This window comes from Pantoea sp. T14 (genome assembly GCF_036663535.1).
GTDB lineage: Bacteria > Pseudomonadota > Gammaproteobacteria > Enterobacterales > Enterobacteriaceae > Pantoea > Pantoea phytostimulans.
On record NZ_JAWUEB010000020.1, the window covers coordinates 135,692 to 153,887 of the forward strand.

General features: G+C 50.1%; 15 protein-coding genes. 10 read left to right on the plus strand and 5 right to left on the minus strand.

Annotation, left to right across the window (positions count from 1 at the left end; genetic code table 11):
- The first annotated feature begins 114 nt into the window (after window positions 1-114).
- Together SC127_RS08915 and SC127_RS08920 are read left to right on the plus strand one after the other, a co-directional pair.
- Window positions 115-1,248 (plus strand): EpsG family protein, encoded by a 1,134-nt coding sequence (locus SC127_RS08915; protein ID WP_332625994.1) that lies wholly within the window; start codon window positions 115-117, stop codon window positions 1,246-1,248.
- A 202-nt stretch (window positions 1,249-1,450) separates the two neighbouring features.
- Complete coding sequence (locus SC127_RS08920) at window positions 1,451-2,479, plus strand: acyltransferase family protein (RefSeq protein WP_332625995.1); 1,029 nt, start codon at window positions 1,451-1,453, stop codon at window positions 2,477-2,479.
- A gap of 144 nt (window positions 2,480-2,623) precedes the next feature.
- On the opposite strand, the gene SC127_RS08925 is transcribed toward SC127_RS08920, so the two are convergent.
- Window positions 2,624-2,980, minus strand: a complete 357-nt coding sequence (locus SC127_RS08925) for a DUF2500 domain-containing protein (protein WP_243079880.1) — start codon at window positions 2,978-2,980, stop codon at window positions 2,624-2,626.
- A gap of 152 nt (window positions 2,981-3,132) precedes the next feature.
- Here SC127_RS08925 and SC127_RS08930 point away from each other — a divergent pair, with 152 nt between their 5' ends.
- Both SC127_RS08930 and SC127_RS08935 read left to right on the plus strand, forming a co-directional pair.
- A complete protein-coding gene (locus tag SC127_RS08930; protein ID WP_215845349.1) occupies window positions 3,133-3,762 on the plus strand; it encodes a lysoplasmalogenase in 630 nt (209 codons plus the stop codon).
- Between the two features lie 88 nt (window positions 3,763-3,850).
- Window positions 3,851-6,145, plus strand: coding sequence for a zinc/cadmium/mercury/lead-transporting ATPase (locus SC127_RS08935; RefSeq protein WP_332625996.1), 2,295 nt, complete (start codon window positions 3,851-3,853; stop codon window positions 6,143-6,145).
- Between the two features lie 25 nt (window positions 6,146-6,170).
- Here the strand turns inward: SC127_RS08935 and tusA are convergent, their stop codons facing one another.
- Window positions 6,171-6,422: a sulfurtransferase TusA gene (gene tusA / locus SC127_RS08940; RefSeq protein ID WP_215845348.1), complete on the minus strand. Its 252-nt coding sequence runs from the start codon at window positions 6,420-6,422 to the stop codon at window positions 6,171-6,173.
- 203 nt (window positions 6,423-6,625) lie between these two features.
- On the opposite strand from tusA, the gene SC127_RS08945 reads away from it, so the two are divergent.
- A complete protein-coding gene (locus SC127_RS08945; protein WP_243079882.1) occupies window positions 6,626-7,291 on the plus strand; it encodes a 7-cyano-7-deazaguanine/7-aminomethyl-7-deazaguanine transporter in 666 nt (221 codons plus the stop codon).
- Window positions 7,292-7,531: 240 nt separating this feature from the next.
- Entirely contained in the window at window positions 7,532-8,086 is a 555-nt protein-coding gene (locus SC127_RS08950) for a DcrB family lipoprotein (protein WP_243079883.1), read from the plus strand.
- Window positions 8,087-8,150: 64 nt separating this feature from the next.
- Here SC127_RS08950 and SC127_RS08955 read toward each other — a convergent pair whose 3' ends face one another.
- Window positions 8,151-10,064 carry a bifunctional 5-dehydro-2-deoxygluconokinase/5-dehydro-2-deoxyphosphogluconate aldolase gene (locus SC127_RS08955; protein WP_215845346.1) on the minus strand — a complete coding sequence of 638 codons (1,914 nt, stop codon included), beginning with the start codon at window positions 10,062-10,064 and terminating at the stop codon, window positions 8,151-8,153.
- Between the two features lie 546 nt (window positions 10,065-10,610).
- On the opposite strand from SC127_RS08955, the gene iolD reads away from it, so the two are divergent.
- The 4 genes from iolD (at window position 10,611) to SC127_RS08975 (ending at window position 15,637) form a co-directional block, all read left to right on the plus strand.
- Window positions 10,611-12,548, plus strand: coding sequence for a 3D-(3,5/4)-trihydroxycyclohexane-1,2-dione acylhydrolase (decyclizing) (gene iolD, locus SC127_RS08960; protein ID WP_243079884.1), 1,938 nt, complete (start codon window positions 10,611-10,613; stop codon window positions 12,546-12,548).
- 58 nt (window positions 12,549-12,606) lie between these two features.
- Window positions 12,607-13,620, plus strand: coding sequence for a Gfo/Idh/MocA family oxidoreductase (locus tag SC127_RS08965; protein WP_215845345.1), 1,014 nt, complete (start codon window positions 12,607-12,609; stop codon window positions 13,618-13,620).
- A 55-nt stretch (window positions 13,621-13,675) separates the two neighbouring features.
- Window positions 13,676-14,572 (plus strand): myo-inosose-2 dehydratase, encoded by an 897-nt coding sequence (gene iolE / locus SC127_RS08970; RefSeq protein ID WP_332625997.1) that lies wholly within the window; start codon window positions 13,676-13,678, stop codon window positions 14,570-14,572.
- A gap of 207 nt (window positions 14,573-14,779) precedes the next feature.
- Entirely contained in the window at window positions 14,780-15,637 is an 858-nt protein-coding gene (locus SC127_RS08975; RefSeq protein WP_243079885.1) for a MurR/RpiR family transcriptional regulator, read from the plus strand.
- Between the two features lie 99 nt (window positions 15,638-15,736).
- Here SC127_RS08975 and iolB read toward each other — a convergent pair whose 3' ends face one another.
- Complete coding sequence (iolB, locus tag SC127_RS08980; protein WP_332625998.1) at window positions 15,737-16,555, minus strand: 5-deoxy-glucuronate isomerase; 819 nt, start codon at window positions 16,553-16,555, stop codon at window positions 15,737-15,739.
- A 132-nt stretch (window positions 16,556-16,687) separates the two neighbouring features.
- Entirely contained in the window at window positions 16,688-18,193 is a 1,506-nt protein-coding gene (locus SC127_RS08985; RefSeq protein WP_243079887.1) for a CoA-acylating methylmalonate-semialdehyde dehydrogenase, read from the minus strand.
- Window positions 18,194-18,196 lie beyond the last annotated feature (3 nt).

The window sequence follows — 18,196 nt, forward strand, 5'->3', positions numbered from 1 at the left end:
TAAATTCACTGATAAACAAGCCTTTCTAAGCATAAAAAATTAGAATTTTCTCATGTTTACGCAGGCAGTACCATATGGTATAAAAACGTTTTAAAACTATTAGAATGTTGAGCTATGGGAATTTACTGGATCATAAGCTTAACCCTGACATTCTTTGCGATTGTTGAGGTTGTGCTTAGTAATAACGAAAATTCTAAGTGGATAAGATTATATATCTACATTGTCGCTGTAGGTGTTCTCTTTACGTTCGGTGGGATTCGTGGGCTTGGCACAGGGCTTGATGATTTCCAGTACCGTGACTTCTATTCACAGTTCGCATCCAAAATTACAATTAAAGGTTTTTGGGAAAGTTTAAAGGATTTCCGTTATGAGCCCGCCATTTATTTCATTGCGCTCATTTCAAGAGTATTTTCAAAAAATGCTGACATTTTTATTTTCATATATTGCATGATTGCAGTATGTGTTAATTCATTTTATTTTAAAAAGCTATCCCCATTACCAATGGTCGCATTGGCTGTCTATTCCGCGCACCTCTTTATAAATAAAGACATGAACCAGATCAGGTTTGGTTTGAGTTCTGCATTTCTACTGGGCTTTGTTTATCATACCTGTAATAAAAACAAAAAAGGTATGGTAAAGCTTTTTATCCTATCATTTATTAGCCACGCAACTGCGATTACGGCGTTATTAATACCGCTCAGTTTAATTGTTAAGCGAAACAAATTTATCCCTATTGCCATAGTTCTGGTAAGTATACCAATGGCATTTATTGGAAGCTCTGCAATTATCTCGCTCGTATCGAGCCATATTGGTTCTATCGGTGAAAGGGCTATGGGTTACGCGAACCAAGATTCCGCACAAGAACAAGGGATTTTGACGTTATCTAATCTAAAAAACATTGGCTTCGTATTTATTTTTAGTTTTATGCTTTTAAACAATTCACTGAAAAAAATTGCTCCCGAAAAATTCAATTTCTACTATGTAATAGTTATTACATTTGCAATTGGCAGTGGTCTAAGACTTGCACTGCAAGATTATGCCTCTGGTGGTCGACTAGCCAACTACCTTCTTCAGGTCGAACCTGTTTTAATATCCCTTTGTATTTATGAATCGTTTAAACTTAAAAAGGTTGCTGCCGTGTCAGTAACTATTCTTATGGTTCTCTACTATCTTTATTACAACACTATTTCAAGCAAGCAGTCTGTGGTAGGATATGAAGTAGCTCAGTCTTATCAGTTGTTAAAGTAATTAGCTATTGAATGAGCGCTAAATTTTTATTTTAGCGCTCTGCGCTTAACCTGAGAAAATTCTGATTATTACCATTCGAAAAATACTTTCTTGCTTTTTAGAATGATTAAAATTCTAATGGCTTTAAGATCCTCTCTATAAAAAAACCCTACACAAGCGTTGTTCTATTCACTCACTCATCAGCATATGTAAGAAATTAAAAATGAACTCAAAAAACAACTTTGATATAGTAAGACTAATCTTAGCATCTGTCGTCATGTTAGTGCACACAGCAGAAGTAACGCGAAATGCTGACATACGCTTTCTTGCTCATATCCTGAATAGTGATTTTGCTGTAAAAGGATTTTTTGCAATAAGCGGATTCCTTATTGCAAAAAGTTACTTAAGAAGTAACTCGATTAAATCTTATTTTGTCAAGCGCGCTCAAAGAATCCTTCCTGCTTATATTTTTGTAATAGTGATGTGTTTAATCATTGGAGTTTGTCTTACAAGCCTCCCGCTTAAAGAGTTCATCACTAATAAAGAAACAATAAAATATGTCATTGCAAACTTTTCTTTTATGAATTTTATTCAGCCTTCTTTACCGGGTGTTTTTACGAATAACCCGAACCAACCAATGGATGGTTCTCTTTGGACTATTAAAGCAGAAATCACTTTGTATGTGCTTTTGCCTTTTATCGTGCCATTACTCGTGAAAAAGCCATTTAAGACTTATGCTACTATCTTCGCTATCTCATGCGTGTGGTTTTTCTATTTTACTTCTGTGTATACTGGACCTAAAGCTGACACTTTGGCGAAACAATTTATCGCTTTGTCGTCGTATTTCTTCTTCGGCAGCTTGCTGGCTACAAATCAAGCTATTTTTGATAAGCTTAAAGAAATCACTATCGTTTCACTCGTGGCTTTCGTGATTTTTAAAAACACATCCTTCTCTTATCTTATTGAGCCTGTTGCATTCTCATCCGTTGTTATTTTGTTTTGCACCGGCCTTTGCAGAGAAATTAAAATTAGCCAGTTCGGTGATCTTTCTTACGGAATGTATTTATATCACTGGCCAATTATTCAGGTTCTTACGCATTTCGGTGTATTTGATAGGAATGCTTATCTCGGCCTTATGCTCACTATTATATTAACCGTAACACTTGCGTTTACTTCATGGAACTTGCTGGAAAGCCGGTTTCTTAAAAGAAGTCATGGGCATATTCCTAAAGCGACCAGCCATGAAGCTTAAGCACTGATTACGCCTCAAGCGAGTGATAAAAAAGGGTTCATGATTTCTCATGAACCCTTTTGCATTTAATGTTTAACCGCTATTGTAAGCAATAATTTTTGTCTTAAAATACCTGTTCTCTATGAAAATACGTGGCGTATATTTTTAATGCACAGGCGTAAAACTCACAAAACGCGAACCCTGCATTTTTAGCTCGCCTTTCGATCCTTTATCCATTTGATGATAATCATCTTCTTTTACCTGCACTTTTATATCACTTGCCCCGTTCAGTGGGTGAAACCAGGCTTCGTAACGCATCTCTTCACCAGCAATCACTTCTCGCTGACGTGAGCGGCGATTGGGTGCTGGAAATTCGCGTTTAGTCTTCACTTCAACCGTCAGACTGCGGATCGGTGAAACATCATTCACGGCAGCTTCACGCCGTTGCTTAATGAACTGACGGGTCGCCAACACGGCGATAATGGCCAGGACGATAAAAAAGAGTAGCGGTGGTTTGCTCATATTTTCGCTCGTTCTTAATCGGTTACAGGAGAGATTTATTGCGCGGCAAGCATACAACCAGAGTTGCCTGATTGTCACATTGCTGAGGCGTAACCTAAACTGAGATCGACATTTTGGGAACATTCACCATTTTTGGTTAAAAGGGAGAAACAATGCTCTGGTCTTTCCTCGCTGTACTTTTCTCCGGTTGGCTGTATGTCGATGCCTCATATCGTGGTCCACAATGGCAACGCTGGCTGTTTAAACCGGTTACGCTTCTGCTGCTGGTTGGCCTGGCATGGCAAGCACCTACGCTTAACACCACCGATTATCTGATCCTTGCCGGGTTAATCGCTACCTTGGTTGGCGATGCTCTTACACTGCTGCCGCGTCAGAAAATGCTCTATGCGCTGGGTGCGTTCTTTCTTTCGCATCTGCTTTATACGCTGAGTTTTGCCGCTAACATGACGATGAGCTTCTTCTGGCCGATTCCCCTTACGCTGCTGATTATTGGCGTGGTGGTGATTGGTGTTCTTTGGAACAAGCTGGCCGATTTGCGGTGGCCAATCTGTACCTTTATTGGCATGACATTGGTCATGACCTGGATGGCGACCGAGCAATATTTCTTCCGTCCAACCGATTACAGCTTTTCGATCATGGTCGGTGCCGGCCTGTTGCTGTTAGCCAATATTATTTGGTTTATCTCTCATTATCGCCGCCGTTTCAGCGCCGATAGCGCCATCATCGCAGCCTGCTATTTCGCCGGTCACTTCATGATTGTGCGTTCACTGTGGCTCTACTGAAGAAAAAATGACCAAAGGCTTGACTCTGGAGTTGACTCCAGAGTGTAGGATATCAGAGCGGGCACTTCCGCCCGCTTCTGGAGGTCATATGCATCAACATCAATCCTGTGGCTGCGGTAAATCCCGCACCATGCATGCTGCATCAAAGCCCCTTTGCAACCTAAGCCACATTCGCCCGACAACACTTTCTATTAGCGCTGCCACGCCGATTTCATCAGATACGCCTGCCTGCTGTTCTGGCGATAGCCCTTCCGGCCCCGCTAGCGAAGCTGAAGAGGAAAGCGACCGGCGAGTCGCCAGAACGCAGCAAAGTACGCAACAATTCAGCTGGCGCGTAAGCGGCATGGATTGTCCCAGCTGTGCCCGCACGATTGAAACCGCCGTTCGCCATTTACCTGACGTTGCCGCCGCCCGCATCCTTTTTTCCAGTGAAAAGCTGGTGGTCGATGCCTATCGTGATGTGCAAATTACCGTTGAAAATGCAGTAAAAAAAGCCGGTTTCACACTGTCATCATCTCAAACCCAGACGTCTCCCCCTTCGCACTGGCAAGCCAATCGCAGTTTCATTCTGCTTGGTGTGCTGATGGTGGTCAGCGCGTTAATTAGCCACTTTGACGCCGTTTGGGGCGATCGCCTGTTTGTTGTCACCACACTGATTGGGCTAGGCCCAGTAGCATACAGCGCCTGGCTTCGACTGCGCAGCGGCTCTTCCTTTACGATTGAAATGTTAATGACGCTGGCCTCTGCGGGCGCATTAATCATTGGCGCGCATATAGAGGCTGCCATGGTACTGCTGCTGTTCCAGCTGGGTGAACGCCTGGAAGCCTATGCTGCCTCACGCGCGCGCAGCGGCGTCACTAGCCTGATGGCGCTGCGCCCAGAATTCGCCATGCGTATTCAAGGCAGCACGCGCTCACAGATTGCACTGGATGCGTTGCAACCCGGCGATGTGATTGAAGTTGCTGCGGGCGGGCGTTTACCGGTCGATGCGCGTTTGTTAAGCGGTAGCGCCAGCTTTGATGAAAGCGCATTAACCGGAGAATCATTGCCGGTCTCGCACGAAAGCGGCGAAAAAATTATGGCGGGTGCCACCAGCGTAGATCGGCTGGTGACACTGGAAGTCACGTCGAAACCCGGCGAAAGTGCCATTGACCGCATTCTGCAACTGATCGAAGAAGCCGAAAGCCATCGCGCGCCCGTGGAGCGTTTTATCGACTCTTTCAGCCGCATTTATACGCCCGCCATTATGTTGTTATCGCTACTGGTGATGGTGCTACCGCCGCTGCTGGGCTACGGCGACTGGCAACCCTGGATTTATAAAGGGCTTACGTTATTGCTGATTGGCTGTCCTTGCGCGCTGGTGATCTCAACGCCCGCCGCCATTACTTCCGGGTTAGCCGCTGCCGCTCGTCAGGGCGCGTTGATCAAAGGTGGCGCAGCGCTGGAACGGCTGAGTTCGCTACACATGCTGGCGTTTGATAAAACCGGTACGCTGACCGCCGGGAAACCGCAGGTTACGCGCATCTTACCGTTTATCGGGATCAGCGAAGCACAGCTGTTAACACTCAGCGCCGCCGTGGAGCAAGGTTCCACGCATCCGCTGGCGACAGCGATTATTGCGGCTGCACAGGCACGTGATCTGCAGATTCCGCAGGCCAACTCACAACAGGCACTCGCGGGAAGTGGTATCGCCGCACAGGTCGCAGGCCAACGAATAGAATTACTTGCCCCGGCACGCGTGACGACACTGACGCCAGCGCAGCAGACGTTGATTGCCGAGCAGGAGGCGCACGGTCAGACGCTGGTGATTGTGCTGCGTGATGGCGAAGCGTTGGGTGCATTGGCGTTGCAGGATCAGCTGCGTAGCGATGCGATAGCAGCAATAGCCGCGTTAAAAAAACTCGGCATTAAGAGCCTGATGTTAACCGGTGACAATCCGCGTGCCGCAGCGAGCATTGCTCAGCAGCTTGGCATCGATTACCGCGCCAGCCTGCTGCCTGCCGATAAAGTCGAGGCGGTTCGTCAGCTCAGTCAATACTCTTCATTGGCGATGGTCGGCGATGGCATCAACGACGCGCCTGCCATGAAAGCCGCAACGTTAGGCATCGCCATGGGCAGCGGCACAGACGTCGCACTGGAGGCTGCCGACGCCGCATTAACCCGTAACCAACTGACGAATCTGGCACCCATGATTGCATTAGCCCGCCGAACACGCAGCATCATCCGCCAAAACATCGCGCTGGCGCTGGGGCTGAAAGCGCTGTTTCTGGTGACAACGCTGATGGGATTAACCGGATTATGGCTGGCGGTTTTAGCCGATTCTGGCGCTACCGCGCTGGTCACGGCAAACGCCTTGCGGCTTCTGCATTCACGAACGCGGTAAAATCGACGGCGGTTATCTGCCGCCGTTAACCTTCCAACCCTTTTTGCAGCAGAAACTGGTAAGGCAAGGTTTCCGTCTGCTGGGCTAAAAGCCGATGTTCCATAAAGCGGCAGAAGCCTGGAATATCACGTGTCGTCGCCGGATCATCGGCAATGATCAGCAGCGTTTCTCCATCCTGCAAATTGCGGACGGTTTTACGCACCATCATTACCGGCTCAGGACAGCGCAGGCCGCGCGCATCGAGCTGATGGTCGGCAGAAGTAAAAGCATCGCTCATAATGGACTCAGTTTTGATGTGGGTCGGCTATTCTAGCGCGTCAATAAACCGACGCAAGACGATAACGATTGCGTTAAAATTAGCCATTGCATAAATAGCACAACGCGGTAAGATGCCGCCGCTTTTTCATCCGTTTAATCGCAGGATATTGCTGGCAATCTTCTGCAATGGGTTCCCTCACCCCAACACTAAAAAGGCTTATTATGATCGCATTTTCATCGCGTCAGCGCATGCACGCGCTGTTTTGGTTGTCGTTGTTTCATTTGTTGGTGATCACCTCCAGCAATTATCTGGTGCAATTGCCGGTTTCCATTTTTGGCTTTCACACCACATGGGGCGCTTTCAGCTTCCCATTTATCTTTCTTGCTACCGATCTCACCGTGCGCATTTTTGGCGCGGCGCTGGCACGCCGCATTATTCTGGCGGTGATGATCCCTGCGCTGTTTATCTCTTACGCTGTTTCTAGCCTCTACTATCAAGGCGAATGGCAAGGCTGGCACGCGCTGGAAGAGGTAAATCTTTTCGTCGCCCGCATCGCCTGCGCCAGCTTTATGGCTTACGCGCTGGGCCAAATCCTTGATGTGCATGTGTTTAATCGCCTGCGTCGCTTGCCACAGTGGTGGATTGCGCCCGGCTGCGCGATGTTCCTCGGTAATATCAGCGACACGCTAGCCTTCTTTTCTATCGCCTTCTATCAAAGTCCCGATCCGTTTATGGCGCAGCATTGGGTTGAGATCGCTTTAGTAGATTACACTTTTAAAGTGTTGATCTGCATGGTGTTCTTCCTGCCCGCTTACGGTGTCCTGTTGAATGCCACATTAAAACGCCTGACCGAGCACGCCAACAATGCACACGTTAATTTCGGCTAAACGGAAATAGAGCTTTTTGCCACGACAGGCTAAGATTTCCTGACAATCATCGGGTTGCGTTTGCAACCTGATTACTGTTGTATACCCGTCATACTTCAAGCTGCAGGTGCGTTGGCAGCGCGCGTTCACCCAGTCACTTACCCGAGTAAGCTCTCTGGGATTCACACGCTTGCCGCCTTCCTGCAACGCGAAGGGTGTAAGGTATATAAACGGCTGTCTGGAAAGATAAAAGGGATTCTGATGCGTAACCTAGTGAAATATGCGGGAATGGGTTTACTGGTTTTAGGCTTAGCCGCCTGTGACCAGAAAAAAGACGAAGCGGCGAACGACAACGGTGTGAGCGCCAGCCAATCCAGTCAAAACGTCACGCTGATGGATGGCAAGCTGAGCTTCTCGCTGCCGCCAGGCATGTCTGATAAGAGCGGCAAACTGGGCAATCAAACCACCAACATGCATGTTTATGCTGACGAAACAGGTGCACGCGCCATTATTGTTATTGCGGGTGACGAAACCACCGATGGTCTGGATGTGCTGTCGCAACGTATGGAGCAGCAGCAACGTAACCGCGATCCGCAGTTGCAGGTGGTATCGAACAAATCCGTTACCCTGAAAGACCAACCCGCACAGCAGTTGGATACGGTAATTTCTGCCAACAATCAGACCTCATGGTCCTCCGTGATTCTGGCAAAAGTGGACGGTAAGCTGATGACGATGCAGATTACGCTGCCAGGCGATAATCAGCAGCAAGCGCAAAGCGATGCCGACAATATCGTGAAGAGCGTAACGCTGAAGTGATTTGATGGGGAGTTCCGACTCACCGAAGGGCTTATCGGGCGCGATATCGCGCCCGATCCTCTCTTTAACCTCGCGCTTCGCGCCAGTAACCAATGAGGCGCAAATAATTACCTTTCACCGTATCAATCAGCGCCTGATCGTCCAGCTCACCTTGCAGCCACATGCGTGAAGGCTGACCAAAAATGGTCCGTCCGACAGCAAAGCCTTTCACCCACGGTGCCTTAGCGGCGGCGGCAAAGCCTGCTTTCAGCTTTTCTTCTGGCGCATCAAGTCCCAGTAACAGAATGCCGCGGCAGTATGGGTCTTGCTGCTCAATCAAGCCGCTTATCGCCTGCCAGGTTTCTGCTGACATCGGTGGCAGTTTCCACCAGTCTGGCTGAACGCCCAGGCTGTAGAAATGGCTCAGCATCTCCAGATAATAGGCTTCTTTATGGTCCGGGTTGCTCTCTGGCAAAATCACTTCCAGCAGCAGCTCATGCCCGCTTTTGTTACAACCTTTCCACACGTCAAGGATCAGATCATCCTGCTCTTTGCGCAGTTCGGCGCTGTCATGCGGATGATAAAACACCAGACATTTCACCACGTGTTCAGTAGGCCAGTCGATAAGCTGAGAACCGATGTTTCCATGCTCAAGACGTAGCGGCCGTGAACTTGGCAGTTCAATCGGACGGCCAATCCACCAGTTTTTTCCGGTAATCGCATTCAGCGCTTTCTGCCCATATGTGGTGTCGGCCAAAATGCCGCTCTTGTTCTCCAGGCCCGCTTCTTGCGCCGCTTCTTCTGCTGCTCTTAACAGCAGGACTTTTAACTGCGGAATTTTGCTTTCATCAACACCGGCTTCACGCGCCATATCCGCGAGCTGCTTGCGATGGTCAAAGGCAAAAACATTCAGTTCTGGCCATTGCTGCTTACGTGTTGTAACGCGGTGCAGATGGTTCAGTCGGCTGTCGAGATCGGGGCGTTTAACGTCTTTGTCACGGCTGAGGAAATCATCCAGCTCCGCTTTGGTCGGCATGGCTGGCGCACAACCGTGACGTGACACCACCAGCGCGCCGCAGGCATTGGCGTAGCGGCAAGCTTGCTCCCAACCTTCATCATTCAACCAGCCGCGCAGCAGGCCAGACATAAAGGCATCGCCTGCGCCCAGTACATTTAGCACGTCTACGCGTACGCCAGTTTGCAGTTTGGTTTGTTCCCAGCTGTCAGGAATATCGCCTTCAAACACCACGCATCCCATTGGACCGCGCTTACAAACCAGCGTCGCCTGACTCGCCTGACGCACATTTTTCAACGCGGTTAACGTGTCAGTGCTGCCACCAGCGATATGAAACTCTTCTTCGGTTCCAACAATCAAATCGAAGTAATGCACCACTTCTTGTAGCTGCTGCGTGACCTGAGCCGATTCGATGAAACGCGTTTCACCGTCACCCAACGAGGTCAAACCCCATAAAACCGGGCGATAATCGATATCCAGCGCGGTACGTAGGCCATTGCGCTTGGCAATATCCAGCGCTTTCAGTACCGCTTCACGCGTTTGCGGATGCGATAAATGGGTTCCCGTAACCGCCACGGCGCGAGAAGCAGTGATAAATTCCTCTTTAATGTCTTCTGGCACCAGGCCCATATCGGCGCAGTTATCACGGTAGAAAATCAGCGGAAAGGTCTCTTCATCTTTAATGCCAAGGATCACCATGCCGGTAAGACGTTTCTCATCGGTAATCAATCCCTCGGTATTACAGCCCACGCGCTGTAACTCTTCACGCAGGAAGCGGCCATTATGCTCATCACCCACCCGCGCCAGCATGGCGGATTTCAAACCCTGAATGGCCGTACCGTAAGCCACGTTCCCTGAAGAACCGCCAAGGTATTTAGCAAACGAGGTGGCATCCTCCAGGCGAGCGCCAATTTGCTGACCATAAAAATCGACGGCGATGCGTCCGATACAAATCACATCAAGCCGCTTCTGTTGTGTACTCATACCTGTGGTTTCCTTCTGTGATAAGCAGACACTGTCGGCGAAAAGCCCGATAACGCGCGCTTTGCTTCCGGGGTCTCAAGGTGCCTGATTGGCTATTTCCGAAGTATGGGGAATAAAAATTCCAAATTCAATATGAAATGAAATATCCATCGCGATTTTGTGAACCAGGTAAAACTCTGGAAAGCTATCAATACTGGAAAGATTCAACCCCGCCAGTACCCGCTGTTGCAGGGTTGTGAGACAGATCGCAGGAAAAGCCTGATTAAAAGGGGAATCTACTGAAATGAAATGAAATTTTTCATATGGCAGTGAAGCCTACCGGGCGTTCCACTTTACGACGTGACAAAAACGATCAAAGCCCCGTTTTGGCGTTAAATTTGATCTCACTCGCAAAATGAAATGTTTCTTCTGTAATCGTATTTTATGAAAAATATATTTGTTTATAATCGCTTCACGTTTCAATTACCCCCGGTCGCCTTTTCCGAGGTTCTACATCGCCTACCGCGCTCGGATTTCAGGCACCACCAGCATGTAAAGGAAGAGCATATGGGCACAATCAGACTGACCACTGCACAGGCGCTGGTTAAATTTCTTGATAACCAATTCATTGATGTTGATGGCGTTGAGACGAAGTTTGTCAAAGGCATCTTCGCCATCTTCGGTCATGGCAACGTTCTGGGTTTGGGTCAGGCGCTGGAGCAGGATAGCGGCGATCTGGTAGTGCATCAGGGACGTAACGAACAAGGCATGGCGCATGCTGCGACGGGTTTTGCTAAGCAATCGCTGCGTCGTCAAATCATTGCTTGCACCTCTTCCGTTGGGCCGGGTGCGGCAAACATGATTACCGCCGCCGCTACCGCCACGGCAAACCGTATTCCTCTGCTGCTGCTGCCGGGCGACGTGTTCGCGACCCGCCAGCCCGATCCGGTGCTGCAACAAATTGAACAAGCGCACGATCTCAGCATCAGCACCAATGACGCCTTCCGCGCCGTCAGCAAATACTGGGACCGTGTCAGCCGCCCAGAACAGCTGATGACCGCCTGCATCAATGCGATGCGCGTGCTCACCGATCCGGCAGAAACCGGCGCGGTGACAATCTCTCTGCCACAAGATGTGCAAGGCGAAGCCTGGGATTACCCGGAATATTTCTTCCAAAAACGTGTTCATCGTCTGGATCGCCGCTTACCCACCGCGGCACAGTTAGAAGATGCCCTTTCGCTGATTGTGCGTAAACGCAAGCCAATCATTGTTTGTGGCGGTGGCGTGAAATACTCCGAAGCGGGCGAAGCGCTGCGTCAGTTTGCTGAACGCTATCAAATCCCTTTTGCTGAAACCCAGGCGGGTAAAGGCACAATCATTTCCGATCATCCGCTCAACGTGGGCGGCGTCGGCGAAACCGGCTGTCTGGCCGCCAACTTGCTGGCGAAAGAGGCTGATTTGGTGATTGGCGTGGGGACGCGCTACACCGATTTCACCACCGCATCGAAATGGATTTTCCAGAACCCCGAGGTCAGCTTCCTCAACGTTAACGTCAGTAATTTCGACAGCTACAAGTTAGATGGCGTGCAGTTGCTAGCGGATGCGCGTGAAGGATTAACGGCGCTGAGCGCGGCGCTGGTTTCCCAAAATTACAGCAACGATTGGGGCAACCAAATCGAGCAGGCTCAAAGCAAACTGCTGAAAGAGACGCAGCGTGTTTATCAGGTTGAATACAGCGAAGGCTTTACCCCAGAAATTGCCGATCACATCGATCGCGAAGCGGTATTTGCTGAGTTCAACCGTTTGACACAATCCCTGCTCACGCAAAGCAGCGTGCTCGGCACCTTAAACGAGCAGCTCCCAAAGGATGCAGTGATTGTGGCAGCCGCGGGCAGCTTGCCGGGCGACCTGCAACGCGTGTGGCGCACCAAAGATTACAACGCGTACCACGTTGAGTACGGCTATTCCTGCATGGGTTATGAAGTGAATGCCGCACTGGGCGTCAAACTGGCGCAGCCGCAACGTGAGGTTTACGCGCTGGTCGGTGATGGTTCATTCATGATGCTGCACTCCGAGCTGGTCACATCCATTCAGGAAGGCGCCAAAATCAACGTGGTGCTGTTGGATAACATGACCAACGGCTGCATCAATAACCTGCAAATGGAACACGGCATGGATAGCTTCACCACCGAATTCCGCTTCCGTAACCCGGAAGGTGGCAAGCTGGATGGGGGTTTTGTCCCGGTTGATTTTGCTTCTATTGCCGCCGGTTACGGCTGCAAAACCTATCGTGTGACCACGCTGGATCAGCTCAAAGCGGCGCTGGAAGATGCGAAGAAGCAGACGGTATCGACGCTCATTGATATTAAAGTCTTACCAAAAACCATGATTCATAAGTACTTCAGCTGGTGGCACGTGGGCGTGGCGCAGACGTCGGATTCAGAACGCACCCAAAGCGTCGCCGACAGCCTAAACGCGCACCTGGATCAAGCCCGTAAGTATTAATCTCAGGGCCGGTTCCCGGCCCCTTTCTCTTATCCGAATGAACCCTACAGGTATAATTATGACTTTGAAACTTGGCGTAATCGGTACAGGTGCAATTGGTCAGGAACACATTCGCCGCTGCAATAACGTGTTGCAGGGCGCAAAAGTGGTTGCCGTATCTGACATCAACGTTGATGGCGCACGCGCAGCGTTGCAACGCCTGAATATCGAAGCAGAAGTCTATCAAGATGGTCATCAGGTGATTCAATCGCCTGAAGTCGACGCCATATTAGTGACTTCATGGGATCCGACTCATGAAGAGTTTACCCTGGCTGCGATTGCTGCCGGTAAACCGGTGTTCTGTGAAAAGCCGCTGGCAATGAGCGCTGAAGGCTGCCGTCACGTGGTAGAGGCGGAGATCAAACACGGCAAGCGTCTGGTGCAGGTAGGCTTTATGCGCCCTTACGATTCTGGTTATCGCGCCCTGAAAAAGGTGATTACCGATGGTGAAATTGGCGAACCGCTGATGCTGCATTGCGCCCATCGCAACCCAACGGTGCCGGAAAATTACACCACCGATATGGCGATTACTAACACCCTGATTCACGAACTGGATGTGCTGCGCTGGCTGACCAACGACGATTATAAAAGCGTGCAGGTGGTCTTCCCACGCGTGACGTCGAAGAGCCACGCCAAATTGAAAGATCCGCAAATTGTGCTGTTTGAAACGCAAAAAGGCGTGCGCATCGACGTGGAAATTTTTGTTAACTGCGCTTACGGCTACGACATTCAGTGTGAAGTGGTTGGCGAAACCGGTATTGCCAAACTGCCTGAGCCCTCTTCTGTTCAGCTGCGTAAAGATGCCAAACTTTCGAACACCATTTTGGTCGACTGGAAAGATCGTTTTATTGATGCCTATGACGTTGAGCTGCAGGCGTTCATCAATGATGTAAAAGCGGGCCAGTTAACGGGCCCCTCAGCCTGGGATGGCTTTGCTGCTTCCGTTGCTGCCGATGCGTGCCTGAAGGCGCAAAACAGCGGCGCGATTGAGCCAGTAGAAATGCCGCCGCGTCCTGATTTTTATAACCACTGATCCCGCGCTTTCATTGTGGGCGGCACTGGCCCGCCCTTATCAAAAGGATTACAAGATGAACAAAGATAACGTGAAGCTGGCAATAGCGCCGATCGGTTGGACCAATGATGATATGCCTGATTTGGGCAGTGAAAATACTTTTCAGCAGACGGTGAGTGAGATGGCGCTGGCAGGATTTACTGGCAGCGAAGTGGGCAGCAAATACCCGCGCGATCCGGCAATTTTAAAGCCGATGCTGGATATTCGTGGCATTGAGATCTGTAACGCCTGGTTCAGCACCTTTTTTGCCAACGGCGACAAAGCTAAAACCATCGACGAGTTTGTGAACCACATGAACTTCTTGCACGCGATGGGTGCACGTGTCATTGGCTGCTCTGAGCAGAGCAAAAGTATTCAGGGCACCACGCTGGCGGTGCTGGAAGAGAAGCCTGTTTTCACCGATGAAGAGTGGCGTTTAACGGCGGAAGGTTACAACGAGCTGGCGGTTATCGCAGCTGAAAAAGGCATGCGCGTTACGCTGCATCATCATATGGGAACCGGCATTCAGACCACTGAAGAGATTGACCGTTTCATGGCGTTGACCAACGAAAACGTCGGCCTGTTGTATGACACTGGCCATGTTTACTACTCAGAAGGCTCACAAGAGAAGATGCTGGCAGTGCTGAAAAAATACCTGCCGCGTATCTTCCACGTCCATCTGAAAGATGTGCGCGATGACGTAGTGGCAGAGGTGCGTCAAAATAAACTCTCTTTCCTCGATGGGGTGAAAAAAGGCACGTTTACCGTACCCGGCGACGGCGTGATTGATTTCAAACCGGTGTTCAAAATCCTCGACGATTACGGCTACAAAGGTTGGATGGTGGTGGAAGCGGAGCAAGATCCCGCGCTGGCTAATCCCTTTGAATATGCCGTGAAAGCGCGCAAATACATTCGCGAAAATGCAGGTTTGTAACGTTTAATCCTTCTTTAACCTGAAATCTGACCGTAATAAAATGGTGGGGATGTCGTGCTTCGTCACGCATCTCCACGGATTCTGTGAGGTATTTCATAAACCCATGAAATAAAGCCCTCATTACACGCAAAGAAATGAAATTTTCCATCCATCTGGTACTATAGCGCTCATTATCCAGCCATTATTCTTATTAAACGGGCAGAAGTAATGACCAATAATCCCACCCAACTTTCCTTGCTGCAGGACGATATTCGTCGCCGCTATGAAACACTGAGCAAGCGTCTAAAACAGGTCGCTCGTTATATCCTTGATAACAGTAACAGCATTGCTTTTGATACCGTGGCTTCCATCGCATCCCAAGCGGATGTACCGCCTTCCACACTGATTCGCTTTGCCAATGCGTTTGGCTTCAGCGGGTTCAACGAAATGAAACAAGTTTTCCGTCAGCATCTGATGGAAGAAACGGTGAACTATACCGAGCGCGCCCGCCTGTTTCGTCAAACCTCTACCGATGACAGCGCCAGCGCACCAGAAAGCCCAGCCGAAATCCTTAACGTTTTCACTATGGTAAACAGCCAGGCATTGCAGCAGCTGGCGATGCAGGTGAATCCGGACCAGTTAAATAAAGCCGTTAAGCTGCTTAATGAAGCTGAAAACATTTACGTTATTGGCCTGCGCCGCTCGTTTAGCGTGGCGTCCTATCTGGTTTATGCTCTGCGCCACCTTGAACGTCGTGCCTTCCTGATTGATGGTCTGGGTGGGATGTTCACCGAGCAGCTCAGCCTGGTAAACCCGAAAGACGTGGTGATCGCCATTAGCTATTCACCTTACGCACGTGAAGCCGTTGAAGTGGTTGAATTAGGGGCTAAACGCGGCGCGCATCAAATCGCCATTACCGACAGCCAGGTCAGTCCGCTGGCCGCTTTCAGCGATGTCTGCTTTGTGGTACGTGAAGCGCAGGTTGATGGTTTCCGTTCTCAGGTCGCTTCGTTGTGCCTGGCGCAGACATTGGCCGTTTCGCTTGCCTTGAATAATGCGGATAAGAATGTCGAAAAGAAGTCATAACTGATTAGAGATCATTGCTGAGCAGGGTGTTTTATCAAACATTCGCGTTCAGGCATAAAAAAGGCAGCCATTTCAAGGCTGCCTTTTTGTTTTCCGCCATTATTTGCTGCGCGGATAGTCATCGCTGTTTACCCAGGCGTGATCTTTCTCCCAGGTAAACTTCCACAAACGTTCCGGGCCAGCCATCACGTTGAGGTAATAGTTGTTATACCCCGCCAGAGTCGCGACCGGATGATAACCGCGCGGCACAGTAACCACATCGCGGTTATAGGGCGCCATGCACTCATCCAGCGAGCGATCTTCGGTATAAACGCGCTGCATCGCAAATCCACGCTCTGGATCGAAACGGTGATAATAGGTCTCTTCCAGATAGGTTTCGTTTTCGCTGTTTTCCTGATCGTGCTTGTGGCTTGGATATGAGCTGGTGTCGCCCTCATCGGTATACACTTCCACGACCAGCAGGCTGTCGGCGGGTTCATTATCCGGCAGAATATTATGTACCAGGCGTTTATTGCGCCCTTTTCCGCGCTGTTCAACGCCGACGTCAGCGGGCGCAATCAGGCGAGCCGGTAAATTGCCCTGACTTGGCGCATTACATACCGCCAGCTCAAGGTCGCTGTCCGCCTGAATCTCGACTTTATCGTTGTGCGGCACATACACCGAATAGGGTGGAACGCGTTCAAAGGGTGACATGCGTTTGCCGATGCCAGGAAACTCAGCGTGGCGCGTTTTCACTGATGCCAGCCCCGCCACTAACACTAAACAAAGCTCTTTTTCACCGCTGCTCAGACGCAGGATTTCTCCCTTTTTCAGCAGGTAAGCGTCAAAGCCAACATAACGCCAGCCTGCACTTTCCGGGGTGACATGCTGAATACGTCCCTGGCTGTCAGGCTGTTGTGCTTTAGAAAGTAAAGACATCCTAATCCTCCTTCTCCGTCATCATTCAAGCGACAACTGCGTTAATAGCGTCTGTTTACCTCTATCAAGGATTGAGGATGCAAACGCATGTTCCACTGCTGTCGCCTGAAGGTTTTCGGGTATAAAAATGAATTAGCCCAGCGTCGGCATGCTGAATTCAGAAACGGTTTGCTGACCACTCGGCCAACGGGCGGTTGCGGTTTTCATGCGGGTATAGAAGCGTACGCCGTCTGGGCCGTGCACGTTCAATGCACCAAAGACCGAACGTTTCCAGCCGCCAAAGCTGTGGAAGGCCATCGGCACAGGAACCGGTACGTTAACACCCACCATGCCCGCTTCAACATCCTGCACAAATTCGCGCGCGGTATTGCCGTTGCTGGTAAAGATAGCGCTGCCGTTGCCAAATTCGTGGCTGTTAACCAGTTTCAGTGCGCTGTCGTAATCAGGCGCGCGCATAATGCTCAGCACCGGTCCAAAAATCTCTTCACGCCAGATCACCATGTCAGACGTCACGTTGTCGAACAGCGTGCCGCCAACGTAATAACCTTCAGCATGGCCAGGCACCTGGAAGTTACGGCCATCCACCACCAGTTTTGCACCTTCCTGCTCGCCTTTATCTATGTAGCCAAGCACTTTTTTCTGATGTGCCGCAGAAACCACCGGCCCCATCTCATTCTCTTCTGAACCTTTGTTGATGCCAGGGCCGACACGCAGCGCTTTCACCAGCGGAGTCAGGCTCGCAATTAACTTATCAGCCGTATCATCGCCAACGGCAACCACAACTGGCAACGCCATGCAGCGTTCGCCTGCGGATCCAAACGCGCCGCCCATGATGGCGTTCACGGTGGCATCCAGATCGGCATCCGGCATCACAATGGCGTGGTTTTTCGCTGCACCAAACGCCTGAACGCGTTTGCCGTGGGCGCTGGCTGTTTTATAGATATGTTCTGCGACGCCGGAAGAACCCACAAAGCTAACAGCAGCGATGCGTGGATCTTTATACAACTGCTCTGCATCGTCGTTGGAACTGTGAACCACATTAAAGACACCGTCCGGCAGACCCGCTTCGGTCAGCAGTTCTGCCATGCGAACAGCGGCAGAAGGGTCGAGTGCAGGCGGCTTAAGAATGAAGGTATTACCGCACGCCAGCGCGATAGGGAACATCCATAACGGCACCATCGCCGGGAAGTTGAACGGGGTAATACCCGCCACAACACCCACCGGCTGCATCAGCGAGAAGCTGTCAACGCCAGTGCCGACGTTAGCCGAATATTCGCCTTTAATCAGGTGTGGAATACCGCAGGCAAATTCAATCACTTCGATGCCGCGCGTCAGTTCGCCCAGCGCATCTGACCAGACTTTACCGTGTTCAGAGACGATCAATGCCGCCAGCTCATCGCGATGTTGTTCCATCAATGCTTTAAAATTGAACAGCACGCGCGCACGACGTAGCGGAGAGGTTTTTGACCAGGCTGGAAAGGCATTGTGTGCAACTTCAATCGCCTGAGCGACTTCATCAGCGGTACTTTGCGTCAGTTCGCGGACCACTTTGCCGGTTGCCGGATCATAAACAGGAATGGTTTCGTTGCTGGCGCTGTGGGTGGTTTTACCGCCAATAAAGTTTCCTACGATATTCATGTT